We start from the raw sequence: 16697 nt of genomic DNA on the forward strand, positions 1-16697 counted from the left end.
TCGGATGAAGTACCGCACGCTGGGCCGGACCGGCATCAAGGTCAGCCCATATTGCCTGGGCGCGATGATGTTCGGCGCCATGGGCAACCCGGACCACGACGACTCGGTCCGCATCATCAACCGCGCGCTGGACGCCGGAGTGAACTTCGTCGACACCGCGGACGTGTACTCCCGCGGCGAGTCCGAGGAGATCGTCGGGAAGGCGCTCAAGGGCCGTCGCGACGACGTCGTCCTCGCCACGAAGTTCCATGGCGGGATGGGCGACGATCCGAACCGGGCCGGGAACTCGCGGCGCTGGATCGTCGCGGAGGTCGAGCACTCGCTGCGGCGGCTGCAGACCGACCACATCGACCTCTACCAGGTCCATCGCCCGTCGCCGGACACCGACGTCGAGGAGACGCTGTCCGCGCTGACCGACCTGGTCCGCAGCGGCAAGGTGCGGGCGATCGGGAGCTCCACGTTCCCGGCCTCGGAGATCGTCGAGGCGCAGTGGACCTCCGAGCGCCGGAACCTCGAGCGGTTCCGCACCGAGCAGCCGCCGTACTCGATCGTCAACCGCGGCATCGAGCGCGAGGTGCTGCCGGCCTGCGAGCGGTACGGGATGGGCACGCTCGTGTGGAGTCCGCTGGCGATGGGCCTGCTGACCGGCCGCTACCGCAAGGGACAGGAGACCGACTCGCCGCGCATGTCCTTCGCCGCCGGCCGGCTGACGCACGAGCGCAAGCTGGACGTCGTCGAGCAGCTCGTCCCGCTCGCGGAGAAGGCCGGTCTGTCGATGACGCACCTGGCGATGGCGTTCGCGGTCGCGCACCCGGGCGTCACCAGCGCGATCATCGGGCCACGGACGATGGAGCACCTCGACGACCTGCTCGCGGGCGCGGAGGTCGTCCTCGACGACGAGGTGCTCGACCGGATCGACGAGATCGTGCCGCCCGGCACCGACGTCGACCCCGGCGACGTGTCCTACGCGCCGCCGGCGATCGAGCACGCCGGCCTGCGGCGGTGGGGCCTCCAGGAGCGGGCCGCGGCCTGATCGGGGTCCGCCGGGTGCCGTCCTCCGATTGTGGTGCCCGGCGGTGCGGTACAACACTTGCGGTATCCGCCAGGGGAGGATCGGTCCGTGAGCTACCCGCAGCGTTCCTGGGACAGCGGCGACGTCGAGGTCGTCGCCAAGCGACTCTGGGCGGGCGGGGTCGCGACGGCGCTCGTCGCCGCCGGGATCGCCTTCGTCGGCGTGCTGGTCATCAACAGCATCTTCGAGGTCGGGATCCAGACCGCGGGGCGGTCGGGGGCGTTGGTCGACAACGCCTCCACCGTCATCCCGGTCGCCGCCGCGATCGCGGCCCTGGCCAGCACCGCGCTGCTGCACCTGCTCCTGCTGACCACGCCGCGCCCGGCGTCGTTCTTCTCGGCGATCGCGGTGCTCGTGATCGTGGTGCTGATCCTGCAGGTGTTCCTCGCGGAGGGATCGATCTCGGCGCACATCGCGACCGGGATCCTCTACGCCGCGATCGGCATCGCGATCGTCTCCATGCTCTCCGGGGTGTCGGCGACCTCCGTCCGCCCGGCCGCCCAGGGCGGTTGGGGCGGGCGCGAGTACGACGGGCGCTACGACGGCGGGTACGGCGGCTACGAGCAGCCCCACCCGCCGCAGGCTCCGTACGGACGCCCCGACGACCGCACACAGCGTTACGACCCGCGCGACCAGCGCGGCCAGTGGCGGTGACGGTCCCCGTGTCGACATCACCGGCGGTGATCGCGTCCGGACGCTGCGGCGTCGTGTCGAGCGATCGTGAGGCTCGTCGCTCCGGGGCACGCCCGGCTTGACCCCTCCGCGGCGACCTGACGACGATCGAGCGTCCTGATCCTGCGGATCGGCACTGCCGCCTGTCCGCGTGCTGGCCGTACCCACGGGTAGGGCCGAAGGGGTGGTCGCCATGACGTCGACGGTCAACGGGTTCGGAGCCGCATCGTCTCCAGCCACGGTCGCCGGGGCAGGACGCGACGGCCACCTCGGCACCGAGGCCGCGCGGCGCGAGCACGGCCGGCTCGGCGAGGGCCGCTACCGCGGCCCGGGATCGCTGGAGGAGGCCCGCCGCAGCCTGCGGGTGGCGCTGCCCGAGCCGAGCAGCCGCTTCAGCCAGGACGACGAGTGGTGCGTGGTCGCGCAGCCGGACGGCACCTGGTCGGAGTTCCGCTTCCACGACTACCACCGGATCTTCGACGTCCCCGGCCTCTACGAGAAGATCTTCTACGACGTCCTGGGGTGCGACACCCCGCGGTTCATGGCGGACCTGTTCGCCGACGCGCTGGCCGGCACCCGCGAGGACCCCGCCGCGGTGCGCGTGCTCGACCTGGGGGCCGGCAACGGCATCATGGCCGAGGAACTGGCCGCGGTCGGCGTCCCGCACGCCGTCGGCGTCGACATCCTCCCCGAGGCGCAGGCCGCCGCGGAGCGCGACCGGCCCGGGCTCTACGCCCACTACCTGGTCGCCGACCTGACCGCACTCGACCCCACGGAGTCCCGGCGGCTGGCCGACCACCGCCTCACCGCGCTGTCGGTCGTCGCGGCCCTGGGCTTCGGCGACATCCCGCCCGCCGCGTTCCGCACCGCCTACGACCACGTCGCCGACGGCGGCTGGGTGGTGCTCACGATCAAGGACGCGTTCCTCGCCGAGGACGACACCTCCGGGTTCGCGACGATGATCTCCGACGGCCTGTCCTCGGGGGCGCTCGAGGTGGTGCGCCGGGAGCGGTTCCGCCACCGCCTGGCCACCGACGCCAGCCCGCTGGTCTACGAGGGCATCGTCGCGCGCAAGCGCGGCCCGCTGGGCTGAGGGCGCCGCTGCGCCGTCCGGTGCAGCCGTGCCTGGGACGTGCATCTCTTACCGGCCGGTCGGGCCTCCGGGCCCGGCCGGCCGCACCGTTTCCCTGGCAGTGTGAAGGGGCACACATCCGGTGACGCGGACGGTGGTCCCGGCACGCCCCGGCGTGGCGGGGTGCGGGGGCCGCCCACAAGGAGACACGCATGGCCGCCAGCAGCGACCCCGCACGCAGCGCGCCTCCCGCGCTGCGCGCCCCCGACCTCGCGACCGCGATCGAGCGGGTCGTCCCCGACGCCGTCCTCGCCCGCACCGATCCGGCCCTGTTCGGGCGGACGGTGCTGCAGCTGGCGCAGGGCTGGGCCACCCACCCCGGCGAGGTCTCCCGCGCCGCGTCGTCGTTCGCCGCCGTGTCGGCCCGGATCGGTGCCGCCGCCGCGGGCCGGACGCTGCGCGGCCTCGCCGGGAGCACTGTCGCGAACGACCCGTCGAGCGAGCCCGTGCCGACGAGCAAGGACGGTCGGTTCAAGGACACCACCTGGGTGGAGAACCCGGGCTTCTGGGCGCTGCGGCAGGAGTACCTCGCGCTGGTGTCGCTGCTCGAGGACCTGGTCGGGGCCGCCGGCCTCGACCAGGAGTCCGACGAACGCGCCCGCATGCTCATGGGCCTCGTCGGGAGCGTCGTCTCGCCGACCAACGTGCTGCCGGGTAACCCGGCGGCGCTCAAGCGGGCGTTCGAGACCGGTGGGGCGAGCGTGGTCGCGGGCCTGCGCAACCTGCTCGACGACGTCGCCACCAACCAGGGCAAGCCGCGGCAGGTCGACAAGAGCGAGCTGCGGGTCGGGCGGGAGCTGGCGGCCACCCCGGGCAAGGTCGTCTACCGCAACCGGCTCATGGAGCTGGTGCAGTTCGAGGCGCAGACCGACGAGGTGCACGCGGTCCCGCTGCTGTGCAGCCCGCCGTGGATCAACAAGTACTACGTCATGGACCTCGCCCCCCAGCGCAGCCTGGTGGAGTGGGCGGTCCAGCACGGCCACACCGTGTTCATGATCAGCTACCGCAACCCCGACAGCTCGATGGCGACGACGACGTTCGCGGACTACCTCGAGCTGGGCCCGGCCACCGCGCTGGACGTCGTCCAGGAGATCACCGGCGCCGACAAGGTCAACCTCATGGGCCTGTGCCTGGGCGGGCTGATGGCGGCGCTGCTGACGACCCGCTGCGCGATGCGCGGCGACGACCGCGTCAACTCGCTGACGATGCTCAACACCATGCTCGACTACTCGAGCGTCGGGCCGATCACCTCGTTCGTCAGCCCCGAGATCACCGATCGTCTCGAGAAGTCCATGGAGCAGACCGGGTACCTCCCGGCCGAGTCGATGGCCACGACGTTCGACCTGCTGCGCGCGAACGACCTGATCTTCAACTACATCGGCCCGAACTGGCTGGAGGGCAAGGCGCCGCCCGCCTTCGACATCCTCGCCTGGAACACCGACTCCACCCGCATGCCGGCGGCGATGCACTCCTTCTACCTGCGCCACTTCTACCTCGACAACGAACTGTCGGAGGGCGCGCTGGAGATCGACGGCGAGCCGCTGTCGCTGAAGGCGGTGCAGGCCGACACCTTCATCGTCGCCGCGGAGAACGACCACATCGCCCCGTGGCGGACGTCGTTCACCTCCACCGAGCTGCTCGGCGGCGACGTGACCTTCGTGCTGTCGACGGCGGGCCACATCGCCGGGGTGGTGAACCCGCCCAGCCCGAAGGCGAAGCACTGGGTGGGCACCGTCGGGGCGACCGGCGCGGACGCGCCCGGGCCGGACGCCTGGCGGGCCCGGTCCACCGAGGTCCAGGGCTCCTGGTGGGAGACCTGGAGCGAGTGGATCGGCGAGCGCGGGGGCGAGATGCAGTCGCCGCCGCCGGTCGGCAGCGAGGCGCACCCGGCGCTGGGGCCCGCGCCGGGGGAGTACGTCATGGGATCGGGTCGGGGCGCTTGACGGGATGCGGATCTCGCAGGCACCGTGTTGCGTAGAGCGCGACGGTGGTGCGGGATCCGCAACGTCGGGGCGCTCGTCACGAGCCGGCGCACGAACGGGTGACCCATGGACCACCGTCCCACCGACACCGGGGCGTCCGTCGCCCTGCGCCACGTCGTCGACGCCGCCGTCGGGCCCGCGTACGACACGGCGTTCCTGCGGCTGGACCTGGTGCTGATCGGGCGCGCGGCCCGTTGCGGCTGCGTCGGGTGCGCCCTCGAGGTCGACCACGACCGGAGGGTGATCCTGGGCTCGTTGCCCCGCCCCTGAGTCGCGCGGTGGGCACGGGCCGCCGTGCTCGGTATCCTGAGCGGTTGATCGGCCGGTCGAGCACGACCGGTCGGCCCGACGAGAGGAGCCGAGGATGTCGACCTCGCACCCCACGACCTCGACCGTGACCGACCAGATGACGGACGCGCTCACGCGCGGCCAGTCGATGCTCACCGAGCTGGCCACCGGCGTCGGCGAGCTGTGGAGCGCGGCGCTGTCCGGTGCGGACGACGCGGCCCGGCGCAGCGGGGCCGGCTCGGTGCCCGCGCTGCCGTCGGCCACGGAGATCGTCGACCGCGCGTACGACACCGGCATCGCGGTCCTCGAGCTGCAGCGCTCGGCCGCCCACCAGGTGATCGGCTCCTTCGCCGCGCTGCGCCGGCCCTGAGGCGATGAGCACGGCGGACCGGACCGGGCCCACCGGCGACACGGGGACGATGTGGGACGCGCAGCGCCGGGCGCTGGGCGGGTTCATCCGTGACCAGCGGCGGCTCGCGCGGCTCTCGCTGCGCCAGCTCTCGGCGCTCTCGCACATCTCCAACCCCTACCTGAGCCAGGTCGAGCGGGGCCTCCACGTCCCGTCGGTGCGGGTGCTGCAGGCGATCGCGGACGCGCTCGACCTGTCGGCGGAGACGTTGCTCGAGCACGCAGGGCTCGTCCGGGAGCAGGCCGGGTCGTCCGCCGCGGACCGCCCGGCCGCGGACCCCGCCGTGGAGCGGGCCGTGCGGGCCGACCGCCTGCTCTCGCAGGCCCAGAAGGAGGCGCTGATCGCCGTGTACCGCAGCTACACCGACGGTCCCGCCGACCCCACCGACGGGGCCACGCCCCGCACCCCGGAGGGAACCGACCGATGACCGCGACCACCCCCGCCCCCGGGGCCTCGCCGCCCGACGGCTCGTTCGAGCGGACCCTGTCGGTGGCGGGCCGCCGGCTCCGGGTCGCCGTCCGCCCGGCCGCCGCCGGGACCGACACGCCGAGCCGGCCGCTCGTGCTGGTCAACGGCATCGGCGCCAGCCTGGAGCTGTTCGACCCGCTGGTCGCCGCGCTCGACCCGCACCGCGAGATCGTCCGCTTCGACGTGCCCGGCATCGGCGGCTCGCAGCCCTCCACCGTCCCGCTGCCGATGGCCGCACTGACCACCCTGCTCGCCGACCTGCTCGACCAGCTCGACGGGCTGACCGGGACGTCGCACCGCGTCGTCGACCTGCTCGGCCTGTCCTGGGGCGGCGGGATCGCCCAGCAGTTCGCGCTGCAGTACCCGCAGCGCACCGGGCGCCTCGCACTCGTGTCGACCGGGACCGGCGTGATGATGGTCCCGGCCCGCCTCGGGGTCCTCGCCCGGATGCTCACGCCGCGGCGCTACAACGACCCGTCGTACCGTCGTCAGGCCGGCCGCGAGATCTACGTCGGGGAGGACCAGCAGGCGGTCGACGCGCTGTTCTCCCGCGTCAGCCCGGTCCGGCCCCGCGCCTACCTGCACCAGCTGTTCGCCCTCACCACGTGGACGAGCCTGCCCGTGCTGCCCCTCATCGCCGCGCCGACCCTGATCCTCGCGGGCCGCCGCGACCCGGTGATCCCGGTGGTCAACGCCCACGTGATGGGCTCGCTGCTGCCACGCGGCGAGGTGCACCTGCACGACGGCGGGCACCTCGGGCTGCTGACCCGGCCCGGCGAGCTCGGTCGGGTGGTGGAGGAGTTCCTGGATCGGACCTAGGCTGACCGGTGTGGCGCAGAAGCTGGTGGAGGACGTCGACGGGCGGCAGTGGTACGTCACGCTGACGATCCTGTGGTCCGACACCTCGGAGCCCTTCGAGCACGAGAAGGAGGGCGGCCGCAACGCCGTCATCGGGATCCTCGTGGTGCTCGGGCTGCTGGCGTTCGCGCTGGTCGCCTGGGCGGTGGAGGACCGCGAGTACATCGAGGTCCCGCCGTGGATGGTGCTGATCCTCATCGCCGTCGTCGTGTTCTTCCCGATCCGCTGGGCGCTGCGCCGGCGGTGGCTGCTGCGCGCCGAGGGCGGGGCCCCGCCCGACGAGGAGGACGGCGAGGGCGAGGAGTGGAGCGGGTTCATCCGCGGCCGCGCCGAGGCCCGCGCCGAGTTCAAGCGGGTCATCAAGTCGCTGGAGCGCCGCGGGACCCCGGCCCGGGCCAACAGCCCGCTCCAACCTCAGTAGGGGGGCCCGTGCCCGAACTCCCGGAGGTGGAGGCGCTCGCCGAGCACCTGCGCACGCACGCCATCGCCCGCCCGGTCGCCCGCGTCGACCTCGCGAGCATGACCGCGCTCAAGACCTTCGACCCGCCGCTCTCGGCCCTGACCGGACGCCTGGTCACCGGAGCCGGCCGGATCGGCAAGTTCCTGGACGTCGAGCTGGAGGACCCGGACGCGCAGCGCAGCGGAGCCGGACCATCGACGCTGCACCTGGTGGTGCACCTCTCGCGCGCGGGGTGGATGCGCTGGCACGAGCAGGCCTCCACGACGCCGCCGAAGCCCGGCAAGGGCCCGCTGGAGCTGAGGGTGCACCTCGAGACGGTCGGCGGCCCCGGCTTCGACCTCACCGAGGCGGGGACGCAGAAGCGGCTGGCGGCCTACGTCGTGACGGACCCGGCGACGATCCCGCAGGTCGCGACCCTCGGGCCGGACGCGCTCACGCTGTCCCGCGCGCAGTTCGGCGAGATCCTCTTCGGGCAGTCGACGCGGTTGAAGACACTGCTGGCCGACCAGCGGACGATCGCCGGGATCGGGAACGCCTACTCCGACGAGATCCTGCACGTCGCGCAGCTGTCGCCGTTCGCGCTCGCGGGGAAGCTGGACGAGGCGGCGGCCGACCGGCTGCACGCCGCGTTGGTGGCCGTGCTCACCGAGGCCGTCGACCGCGCCGTGGGCCAGGACGCCGCCCTGCTCAAGGGCGAGAAGCGCTCCGGCATGCGGGTGCACGCCCGCACCGGGCTGCCGTGCCCGGTCTGCGGGGACACCGTGCGCGAGGTCTCGTACGCCGAACGCTCCTTCCAGTACTGCGCCACCTGCCAGACCGGGGGCAAACCCCTGGCCGACCGTCGGCTGTCGCGTCTCGTGAAGTGAGCAGTACCGCCGAACGGATGATCACCCGACGTCGGGAACGTGCGCCTCGTTGCTCTGACGGGGTGGCTGGCGGACGATGGCCGGTGTGCCCGGCTGGTTGACCTCCCCGACGTTCCTCGTCGTGCTCGGCGTGGTCGTGGTGCTGGTCATCGTGGGTGTCGTGGTCTACCGGCGGGTCCGGCAACGGCACGCGTTCGCGTCCCCGCTGGAGCGCGCGACGTTCTCGACGCTGCACACCGTGTCGCTGGCGGCGCCCGCGCTGCGGGAGGGCCTGTCGGAGTCCTCGGCGCAGTTCGCGGTGCCCTACCTGCGCACGCTGCTCGACACCGAGGCGCTGTCCATGACGGCGGCCGACTGCGTCCCCCTGGCCTGGGACGGCGAGGCCGAGCACCACAACCTCGACGTGCGGTTCTACGCCGAGAAGGTGATGAAGACCGGGCGGCAGCAGATGGCCAGCCGCCGGGACATCGAGTGCGGGGACGACCGCTGCCCGGTCAAGGGGATCGTCGTCGTGCCCCTCGAGGTGGACGGGAACGTCGTCGGCACCCTGGCCGCGGTCAGCGGGGAGACGCCGGGGCCGGTGCTGCTGCGCGCCACCGCCGAGGTCGCCCGCTACGTGTCGAGCCAGCTGGAGCTCGCCGACCTCGACGACTCGCGCGACCGGCTCAACCGCGCCGAGGTCCGGGCGCTGCGCGCCCAGATCTCACCGCACTTCATCTACAACGCGCTGAACACGGTCGCCTCGTTCATCCGGACCGACCCGGAGCGGGCCCGCGAGCTGCTGATGGAGTTCGCCGACTTCACCCGGTACTCGTTCCGCCAGGCCGGCGAGTACACGACGCTCGCCGAGGAGCTCAAGAACATCGACCGGTACCTCATGCTCGAGCGGGCCCGGTTCGGCAACCGGCTCGCGGTCAAGGTGCAGGTCGCGCCCGAGGTGCTCTCCGTGGTGCTGCCGTTCCTCGCACTGCAGCCGCTGGTGGAGAACGCGGTGCGGCACGGGCTGGCGGGCAAGGTCGAGGGCGGCACCGTGACGCTGACCGCCGAGGACTCCGCGAGCGAGTGCCTGATCACCGTCGAGGACAACGGTGTGGGGATGGACCCGCAGGCCCTGCGCGAGGACAACCGCGACGCGCACCTGTCGGGCGCGCACGTGGGGCTCGGCAACGTCGACGACCGCATGCGGTCGGCCTTCGGGCCGGACTACGGCCTGGTCGTCGAGACCGAGCGCGGCGCGGGGACCAAGATCAGCCTGCGGGTGCCGAAGTTCCGGGCGGGCGTCCGGGTCTGAGGAGATACGGCAGACTGGCTGGTATGGACCTCCGCCCGACCCAGGCCCTGCGACTCGGGGCCCTCAAGCTCCCGCCGGCGGTCTCGTCGGTCCTGCCCGGCGCCCTCGCGTCGAAGGTCTCCGGCGGCACCGTGTCCGTGGTGCGCCTGAACGGTGTGATCGCCTCGGCCTCCGGCCCCGTGCCCCGGTCGGTGATCAACCTGCAGGCCGTCGAGTCCGCCCTCACCCGCGCGTTCGAGGCGGAGAACGCGGTGGCGGTCGCGCTGGTGATCAACTCCCCGGGGGGCTCCCCGACGCAGTCGCAGCTGGTGGCGGACCGGATCCGCGGCCTCGCGGCGGAGCACGAGCTGCCCGTCATCGCGTTCTGCGAGGACGTCGCGGCCTCCGGCGGCTACTGGCTCGCCTGCGCCGCCGACGAGATCTTCGCCTGCCCCACCTCGCTGGTCGGGTCGATCGGCGTGGTCAGCGGCGGCTTCGGGCTGACCGGCCTGATCGAGCGCTTCGGCATCGAGCGGCGGCTGCACACCGCCGGGCAGAACAAGGCCCGGCTCGACCCGTTCCAGCCCGAGAAGCCCGAGGACGTCGAGTGGCTGCTCGGCATGCAGACCGAGCTGCACGAGATGTTCATCGAGTGGGTCCGCGAGCGGCGCGGCGGGTCGCTCGACGGCGGCACGGAGCTGTTCACCGGCGAGGTCTGGACCGGGCGGAAGGCCCTCGAGCTCGGGCTGATCGACGGCATCGGCACCCCGCGCGAGGTGCTGAAGGAGCGCTACCCGGACGCCGAGGCGGTGGCGGTCGAGCCGCGCAAGCCGCTCCTCGCGCGGCTGGGCGTCGGCGTCCACTCCGGCGTCCCCGGGTTCGGCGTCCTCGACCCGGCGACCGCCCTCGCGGGCGCGCTGGAGTACCTGGAGCACCGCTCCGTGTGGAGCCGTTTCGGGTTGTAGGTGGCTACGCCTTGTGAGTAGTAATCCGTGCTGGAGGACGGATCACTACTCACAGGACGGAGTCACATGCCCTCGGTCGGCTGGGACGGGCGCGACGTGTCCGGGCTCAGCCACGAGCAGATCCACCGGTGGACCCGGGACGGCGCGAGTCCGGAGGCCCTCGCCGCGGCCCGCGACCGCCACCTCGCGCGCGCCGACGAGCTCCGTACCGCCGCCGAACGGCTCCGGTCGGCCCAGCAGGGCGTCGGCGAGACCTGGCAGGGCCGGGACGCCGACGCCGCGGGCGGCCGGACCAGGGCGCTCGCGCAGCGCCTGGAGCAGCTCGCCGGGACCGTCGGCGGGCAGGCGCGGGGCATCGACGGGATGCGCGCCGCGCTGGTGCGGGTCCAGGCCGCGGTCGGTCCGCCCCGGCCGCCCGCGCTGCCCGCGCTGGGCGTGACGCCGGTACTCGACGAGCTCCGGGCCCTGGTCACGGGTCGGCCCGCGGACGGCTACGGCGGGTTCCGGGCGGCGGCCGCCGACCAGGCCGCGGCCCGCGAGGCGTACCGGACCTACCTCGGCGAGACCGCGCAGGCCGCGCGCGCCGTCGACCCGGTGGGCGCCGGACCGCCCGCGGCGGCGGGCCCGGGTGGCGCGGGTGGCTCGGTCCGGGGTGGCGGGGCCTCGCGCGCGACGGTCGCCCCGGGGTCCCGGGGGGCCGCCACGGGGGTGCTGCAGCAGGCCGCGGGGACGGCGGGGCCGCCCCCCGCCGCCCGGCCGGCCGGTGCGGCGGGCCCGGGCGCTGCGGTGCCGGGGACGGTGGTCCGCCCGGTCGGGCCGGCGTCGCCGGGGGCGGGCGGCATCCCGGCACGCGGTCCGGTGGGCGGTCCGGTGGCAGCAGGTACCGCGGGTGGCACGGGCGGCGGGGCGGCGGCACCCACGACGGCGGCCGGCGCGGCGGCGTCACCCGGTCCGGGTGCCTCCGGTCCGGGTGTCTCCGGTCCGGGTGCCGCCGGCGGGGCGGGTGGCGCGGGGCCGGCGTCGGGCGGCGGAGCGGTCGCCGGGGTGCCGGGGGCGCCGGGGCTCCGCGGGCCGGTCCGGCGCGGGGCGGGCGGAAGCGTCCCGGCGCGACGGGAGCCGGGCCCCGACCAGCGAGCACCCTCGGCGGTCCCGGGTCCGCCCGGATCGCCGGGAGTGCTCGGTGATCACGCGGACGGCGGCGGACCGGACCCGGTGACCCCGCCGCCGGAGGCGCCGCGCGGGCGCGGGGCGTACCTCGTCGACCCCGACCCGGCCGGCTGGGGCGTCCCCGGCGGCCGCCGGGTCGCCCCGCCCGTCCTCGGGGAGGACCCGTGATCGCGCTGAGCCGCCACGAGCTGCTGTGGGTGCTCGAGCAGTGCGGGGGCGCGGAGTGGCCGTACCCGCTCGCCCCGGTCGCGTGGCCGGCCGACACCGCCGACGAGACCGTGCTCGCGCGGGCCCGCACCGAGGACGCCCTCCGCGGCCGCGGCCTGCTCGCGGCGGAGCCCGCCGCCGTGTTGCTCGCGGTCGGGACCGCGGTGCGCGAGGCGGTGCGCCAGGTCGACGTGGTGCGCCGCAGCGCGGCCGACCCGGCCGCCGCGGTCGCCCTCGACGGGCCCGGCGGCGCCGCGCTGCTCCGCTCGTCCGACCACGCCGGCGCGCCGGTGCACGTCCGGACCCTCGCGTCCGCGGAGGTCGTGGCCGCGGCGCTCGCGGTGCTCCCGCGGCTCCCGCCCGCTCCCGGACCGGCGCTCGCGGTGCCGCCGGAGGCGGCGGCCGTCGAGACCCGCCGTCGGGAACGGGACCGGCTCGCCGTGGAGGCGGTCCTGCGTGACGCCGTGGCGTGGACCCAGCTCGGCGTTGCTCCGGACGGGGTAAGTTCGGCCGGCGACCGTGCGGATGCACGGATCAGATGGCTCGACTCGCCCCGCGGCCGCTACCGACTGCGGCACGATCCGGGGCGGGGTCGGGCGACCGGTGGGTCGCCGCACCTCGTCCCGGACGACGCCGCGTCCCCCGGGACGCGGGCCGAGGTCGAGGCCCTGCTGGAGCCGGGGAGGAGGACGGGATGAGCGGACCCGCAGGACCCGCGGACGAGCGGGGCTTCGCGGCGCTCGACCCGGCCGCCGCCGAGCGCTTCGCGGGGCGGGTGGACGACCTGGAGCGCACCGTCGCCGAGGCCCGGGAGGCCCTGCGGCGGCTCGCGGAGGACCCGCTGGCCACCGGCACCGGGCAGGAGAACGCCGAGATGGCGGCCTGGTACCGGGAGCTCCTGGTCACCGACACCGTGCCCGCCGCCGACGACCTGTCGCGCCAGCTGGACGCCGTCCGCCGCGCGGTGGTGGAGGGCACGGCGGCGTGGCAGGAGTCGGACCGCTCGATCGCGGACGCCCTGGATCCCGATCAGGGTGATCCGATCGGGTGACGCAGTACGTCAGGTCCGGTAGCGCCGCGCGTGGCAGCACCCACCCGGGCACGGTGACTTCGGCAGGGTCCCTATCGTGGACGCGGGACCGACCCTTGGGCAGGATGGCGCGACAGTGACTACCAACGACAACGACGGCCTCGTCGTCCTCGCGGTCGACGACGAGGAACCCGCTCTCATGGAGCTCGCGTACCTCCTGGAGCAGGACCAGCGCGTCTCCACCGTGCTGAAGGCGAACGACTCCATCTCGGCGCTGCGCATCCTCACCGGCGGCGACCAGGTGAACATCGGCGGGTTCGGCACGCCGCCGTCGGGGATCTCGGCCTCGGCGAAGCAGTCCGACGTCGACGTGCTGTTCCTCGACATCCGCATGCCGGGGCTCGACGGCCTGGAGCTGGCGCAGGTCCTCTCCCGCTACGTCATCCCGCCGTCCGTCGTGTTCGTCACCGCGCACGACGACCGCGCCGTCGAGGCCTTCGACGTCGGGGCGGTGGACTACCTGCTCAAGCCGCTGCGCCCGGAGCGGCTCTACGCCTCGCTCACCCGCATCCTCGCCTCGCGCGGCACCACCGTCCCGGTGGAGCCCGCCGTCGAGGAGGAGGGCGACGACGAGGTGATCCCGGTCGAGCTCGCGGGCACGACGAAGCTCGTGCAGCGCTCGACCGTGCGCTGGGTGGAGGCCCAGGGCGACTACGCCCGCCTGCACACCACCGAGGGCAGCCACCTGGTCCGCATCCCGCTGTCGGTGCTCGAGGAGCGGTGGTCCGACGCCGGGTTCGTGCGGATCCACCGGTCGTACCTGGTCGCGCTGCCGCTGATCACGGAGCTGCGCCTGGCGGGCTCGGGGTACGTGGTGCGGCTGGGCAACGGCAACCAGCCGGGCGAGATCGCCGAGCTGCCCGTGAGCCGCCGGCACACCCGTGAGCTGAAGGACCGTCTCGTCCGTTCGACGAAACAGGCGTGGGGCCGGCGGTGACCACCACCGACGGGCGGCCCCGGGCCGGGGGCGAGCACCCCGGCCCGGCCGACCCGCCGGGTCCCGACACCGGCGCCGACGCCGACCCCCCCACGCCACCCGACTCCCCGTCCGGCTCCATGTCCGACTCCCCGCCCGACGACGGCCCCGCGATCGCGCGGGTCCGCGCGCGGGCGTCCGGGTCGTCGGGTCGTCCCTCGCCCGGACCGGTCCCGCCCGGTGTCGCCCGCCGGGTCGGTCGCCACGCCCGCCCGGACGCCGAGAGCACCGGTCACACCCCGCCGCCGGACTACCGTCCGCGGCACGCGGCGCCCGCCGACGCCGCCGGCGAGGTCGAGCACGACGAGGCCGACGCCGACGAGCCGGCCGGGCCGGCGGACGGCGCCCCGGCCCTCACCGTGGTGCGCGAGCCCGCCCGGCCGCCCGCCGGCCCGCCCACCCCCGCCGCACCGCCGGACGCCGAGATCGACCCCACCCCGGTGCGCGGCCTGCCGCTGGCCTCCACGTTCCCCGCGTCCGCGGTCCTGGCGTCCGAACCGGCGGCCTCGGAGGACAAGCGGCCGATCTACGGCTGGCAGTCGGCAGACAGCGCGGCCGACCACGACCCGGCCGCCCCGCCGCCCACCCGGCAGCGCATCGTGCTGGCCGAGCGCCGCTCGCCGACCCGCGCCGTGGGCACCGTGGCCGAGATCGAGCAGCAGACCGCCACCGGTGAGCTGCTGCTGTCCAACCTCATGCGGTCCCAGCTGATGCTCGCCGTCCGTCTCGCGGTCGTCGGCGTGATCGTCCTGGGCGTCCTGCCGATCGTGTTCCTGACGATGCCCGCCGTGGGCGCGACGGAGCTGTTCGGCGTCTCCCTGCCCTGGATCCTGCTGGGCGTGCTCGCGTTCCCGTTCCTCATCGTCCTGGGGTGGCTCTACACCCGGACCGCGGAGCGCAACGAGCTCGACTTCGCCGACGACGTCGAGGACTGACCCCGCCGTGACCGGGACGGACTCCGTCGTCGCCCTCGTGCTGTTCGGGCTCGCCGCCGTCGCGGTGATCGCCATCGGCTCGCTGGGCGTGCGCGTCACCCGCTCCACCGACGACTTCCTCGCGGCCTCCCGCACCGTGCGCAGCCGCGCCAACGCCGCCGCGATCGCGGGGCAGTCGCTGTCGGTCGCGTCGTTCCTGGGGATCGCCGGGATCGTGCTCTCCCACGGCGTGGACGGGCTCTGGTACCCGGTCGGCTTCGTCGCCGGCTTCGGCGTCCTCCTGCTGTTCGTGGCCGCCCCGCTGCGCCGCTCCGGGGCCTACACGGTGCCCGACTTCGCCGAGACCCGGCTCGACTCCACCACCCTGCGGGCCCTGACCACCGTCGTCGTCGTGATCATCGGCTGGCTCTACCTGGTGCCGCAGCTGCAGGCGTCCGGGCTGATCGTCACCGTGGTCACCGGCGCGCCCGGGTGGGTCGGGATCCTCGCGGTCGGGCTGGTCGTCACCGCGGCGGTGACCTTCGGCGGCATGCGGTCGATGACCCTGGTGCAGGCCTTCGGGTTCTGGCTCAAGGCCGTCGCCCTGGTGGTGCCCGCGGTGGTGCTCGTCGCCTGGTTCCTCGGGGCCGGCCTGGTCGCCGCGCCCGACCGCGGCGGGCCCACCGTGTTCGACCGGCCGACGACCGTCCGGGTGAGCGACCCGGTCGAGCTGCGGGTGGACGCCCCGGTGACGGTCGAGGTGCGCGCGCCCGGCGAGCGGGCGGCCACCGTCACCTGGCAACCCGGCACGCAGGAGGTCGCGCGCGACACCACCCTCGAGTTCCCGGCGGGGTCGCGGGTGCCGGTGGTGGGTGCGGCCGTCACCGACGACTCCGCCTGGGACACGCCGTTCGGGGACGGGCAGCGGGACCCGCTCTGGGTGTACTCGCTGCTGCTGGCGACCTGCCTCGGCACCGCGGGTCTGCCGCACGTGCTCGTCCGCTACTACACCAACCCCGACGGTCGGACGGCCCGGCGCTCCACCGTGCTGGTCATCGCGCTGCTGGGCGCGTTCAGCATCGTGCCGATCGTGCTGGGCGCGCTGTCCCGGTCCGTGGTCCCGCAGCTGCTGACCACCGGGGAGGGCGACGCCGTCGTCCTGCTCCTGCCATCGCTCACCCTGGGCGGCTGGGCCGGTGCGGCGCTGGGCGGGGTGGTCGCGGCCGGCGTGGCGGCCACGCTGCTGTCGGTGTCGGCCGGCCTGCTGCTCTCGGTGGCGGGCGTGCTCTCCAGCGACGTCCTGCCCGGCCGGCTCGGCGACTTCCGCATCGCCGCGCACGTCGCCGGCGTCGTCCCGATCGTCGGGGCGCTGCTGTTCACGCGCCTCGAGTTCGCCCACTCGACGGCGCTCGCCCTGGCCGTGGCGGCGTCGACCTTCGCCCCGCTGCTGCTCCTCGGCATCTGGTGGCGCGGTCTGACCGACCGCGGGGCGCTGGCCGGGATCGCGGTCGGCGGCACGCTCTCGCTCGGGGCGGCGGTGACCACGCTGTGCGGGGTCCGCGCCGACGGCGTCCTGGGCATCCTGCTGGCCCAGCCCGCCGCCGTGTCCGTGCCGGCCGCGGTGATCGTCATGGTGGCGGTCAGCCGCGCGACCGCCTCCCGCGTCCCCGGCCAGGTCGGGCGGACGCTGCTGCGCCTGCACGCGCCGGAGCGGCTCGGCCTCGGCGAGATGCGCGTCGGGCGCTGATCCGACCCCGTCACCCACGTGCGTCACCGCGTGTGAATCGGTCGTGAGTTCTTCCGCCACTCGAAAGGACCATTGGCACACGGGTGACGACAACTAGGGTTCGGCCGTTGGAAATCCGGCATCGCGGCGGACCGACCCCCGAAGGGTGAAGCGC

At 74.6% G+C, this 16697-nt stretch carries 18 protein-coding genes; all 18 read left to right on the plus strand.

Features of this window, described 5'->3' with window-relative positions; translation table 11 throughout:
• Positions 1-4: 4 nt before the first annotated feature.
• Positions 5-1033: an aldo/keto reductase gene (locus WCD74_RS21295; RefSeq protein ID WP_337696884.1), complete on the plus strand. Its 1029-nt coding sequence runs from the start codon at positions 5-7 to the stop codon at positions 1031-1033.
• A gap of 87 nt (positions 1034-1120) precedes the next feature.
• On the plus strand, positions 1121-1726 hold the full coding sequence (locus WCD74_RS21300) for a hypothetical protein (protein ID WP_337696885.1): 606 nt from the start codon (positions 1121-1123) through the stop codon (positions 1724-1726).
• A 211-nt stretch (positions 1727-1937) separates the two neighbouring features.
• Entirely contained in the window at positions 1938-2837 is a 900-nt protein-coding gene (locus tag WCD74_RS21305; RefSeq protein ID WP_337696886.1) for a methyltransferase domain-containing protein, read from the plus strand.
• A gap of 191 nt (positions 2838-3028) precedes the next feature.
• Positions 3029-4819, plus strand: coding sequence for a PHA/PHB synthase family protein (locus WCD74_RS21310; protein WP_337696887.1), 1791 nt, complete (start codon positions 3029-3031; stop codon positions 4817-4819).
• Between the two features lie 105 nt (positions 4820-4924).
• Positions 4925-5128 carry a hypothetical protein gene (locus WCD74_RS21315; RefSeq protein WP_337696888.1) on the plus strand — a complete coding sequence of 68 codons (204 nt, stop codon included), beginning with the start codon at positions 4925-4927 and terminating at the stop codon, positions 5126-5128.
• 94 nt (positions 5129-5222) lie between these two features.
• Entirely contained in the window at positions 5223-5516 is a 294-nt protein-coding gene (locus tag WCD74_RS21320) for a hypothetical protein (RefSeq protein WP_337696889.1), read from the plus strand.
• Between the two features lie 4 nt (positions 5517-5520).
• Positions 5521-5982: a helix-turn-helix domain-containing protein gene (locus tag WCD74_RS21325; protein ID WP_337696890.1), complete on the plus strand. Its 462-nt coding sequence runs from the start codon at positions 5521-5523 to the stop codon at positions 5980-5982.
• Positions 5979-6842 carry an alpha/beta fold hydrolase gene (locus tag WCD74_RS21330; RefSeq protein ID WP_337696891.1) on the plus strand — a complete coding sequence of 288 codons (864 nt, stop codon included), beginning with the start codon at positions 5979-5981 and terminating at the stop codon, positions 6840-6842. Before WCD74_RS21325 ends, WCD74_RS21330 begins: the two co-directional genes overlap by 4 nt.
• Before the next feature lie 10 nt (positions 6843-6852).
• The gene (locus tag WCD74_RS21335) at positions 6853-7302 is read left to right on the plus strand and encodes a hypothetical protein (RefSeq protein WP_337696892.1); all 450 of its coding nucleotides are present in this window, start codon (positions 6853-6855) and stop codon (positions 7300-7302) included.
• An 8-nt stretch (positions 7303-7310) separates the two neighbouring features.
• The gene (locus WCD74_RS21340; RefSeq protein ID WP_337696893.1) at positions 7311-8207 is read left to right on the plus strand and encodes a DNA-formamidopyrimidine glycosylase family protein; all 897 of its coding nucleotides are present in this window, start codon (positions 7311-7313) and stop codon (positions 8205-8207) included.
• Between the two features lie 85 nt (positions 8208-8292).
• Positions 8293-9498 (plus strand): histidine kinase, encoded by a 1206-nt coding sequence (locus WCD74_RS21345; RefSeq protein ID WP_337696894.1) that lies wholly within the window; start codon positions 8293-8295, stop codon positions 9496-9498.
• Between the two features lie 23 nt (positions 9499-9521).
• A complete protein-coding gene (locus WCD74_RS21350; protein WP_337696895.1) occupies positions 9522-10442 on the plus strand; it encodes a S49 family peptidase in 921 nt (306 codons plus the stop codon).
• 66 nt (positions 10443-10508) lie between these two features.
• The gene (locus tag WCD74_RS21355) at positions 10509-11777 is read left to right on the plus strand and encodes a WXG100 family type VII secretion target (protein WP_337696896.1); all 1269 of its coding nucleotides are present in this window, start codon (positions 10509-10511) and stop codon (positions 11775-11777) included.
• The gene (locus tag WCD74_RS21360; RefSeq protein WP_337696897.1) at positions 11774-12514 is read left to right on the plus strand and encodes an ESX secretion-associated protein EspG; all 741 of its coding nucleotides are present in this window, start codon (positions 11774-11776) and stop codon (positions 12512-12514) included. The genes WCD74_RS21355 and WCD74_RS21360 overlap by 4 nt, the downstream gene beginning before the upstream one ends.
• Positions 12511-12867, plus strand: coding sequence for a hypothetical protein (locus WCD74_RS21365; protein ID WP_337696898.1), 357 nt, complete (start codon positions 12511-12513; stop codon positions 12865-12867). The genes WCD74_RS21360 and WCD74_RS21365 overlap by 4 nt, the downstream gene beginning before the upstream one ends.
• Before the next feature lie 115 nt (positions 12868-12982).
• Positions 12983-13843, plus strand: coding sequence for a LytR/AlgR family response regulator transcription factor (locus WCD74_RS21370; protein WP_337696899.1), 861 nt, complete (start codon positions 12983-12985; stop codon positions 13841-13843).
• Positions 13840-14817 carry a hypothetical protein gene (locus WCD74_RS21375; protein ID WP_337696900.1) on the plus strand — a complete coding sequence of 326 codons (978 nt, stop codon included), beginning with the start codon at positions 13840-13842 and terminating at the stop codon, positions 14815-14817. The genes WCD74_RS21370 and WCD74_RS21375 overlap by 4 nt, the downstream gene beginning before the upstream one ends.
• A gap of 7 nt (positions 14818-14824) precedes the next feature.
• Entirely contained in the window at positions 14825-16543 is a 1719-nt protein-coding gene (locus WCD74_RS21380; protein WP_337696901.1) for a sodium/solute symporter, read from the plus strand.
• Positions 16544-16697 lie beyond the last annotated feature (154 nt).

The sequence above is a fragment of the Actinomycetospora aurantiaca genome, assembly GCF_037401875.1.
In the GTDB taxonomy this organism is placed as follows: Bacteria; Actinomycetota; Actinomycetes; order Mycobacteriales; family Pseudonocardiaceae; genus Actinomycetospora; species Actinomycetospora aurantiaca.

Bases quoted from the DNA above. Each gene is read 5' to 3' on its own strand.
- WCD74_RS21295 (WP_337696884.1), top strand. From the start codon at position 5: ATGAAGTACCGCACGCTGGGCCGGACCGGCATCAAGGTCAGCCCATAT.
- WCD74_RS21350 (WP_337696895.1), top strand. From the start codon at position 9,522: ATGGACCTCCGCCCGACCCAGGCCCTGCGACTCGGGGCCCTCAAGCTC.
- WCD74_RS21320 (WP_337696889.1), top strand. From the start codon at position 5,223: ATGTCGACCTCGCACCCCACGACCTCGACCGTGACCGACCAGATGACG.
- WCD74_RS21310 (WP_337696887.1), top strand. From the start codon at position 3,029: ATGGCCGCCAGCAGCGACCCCGCACGCAGCGCGCCTCCCGCGCTGCGC.
- WCD74_RS21315 (WP_337696888.1), top strand. From the start codon at position 4,925: ATGGACCACCGTCCCACCGACACCGGGGCGTCCGTCGCCCTGCGCCAC.
- WCD74_RS21305 (WP_337696886.1), top strand. From the start codon at position 1,938: ATGACGTCGACGGTCAACGGGTTCGGAGCCGCATCGTCTCCAGCCACG.
- WCD74_RS21355 (WP_337696896.1), top strand. From the start codon at position 10,509: ATGCCCTCGGTCGGCTGGGACGGGCGCGACGTGTCCGGGCTCAGCCAC.
- WCD74_RS21325 (WP_337696890.1), top strand. From the start codon at position 5,521: ATGAGCACGGCGGACCGGACCGGGCCCACCGGCGACACGGGGACGATG.
- WCD74_RS21365 (WP_337696898.1), top strand. From the start codon at position 12,511: ATGAGCGGACCCGCAGGACCCGCGGACGAGCGGGGCTTCGCGGCGCTC.
- WCD74_RS21330 (WP_337696891.1), top strand. From the start codon at position 5,979: ATGACCGCGACCACCCCCGCCCCCGGGGCCTCGCCGCCCGACGGCTCG.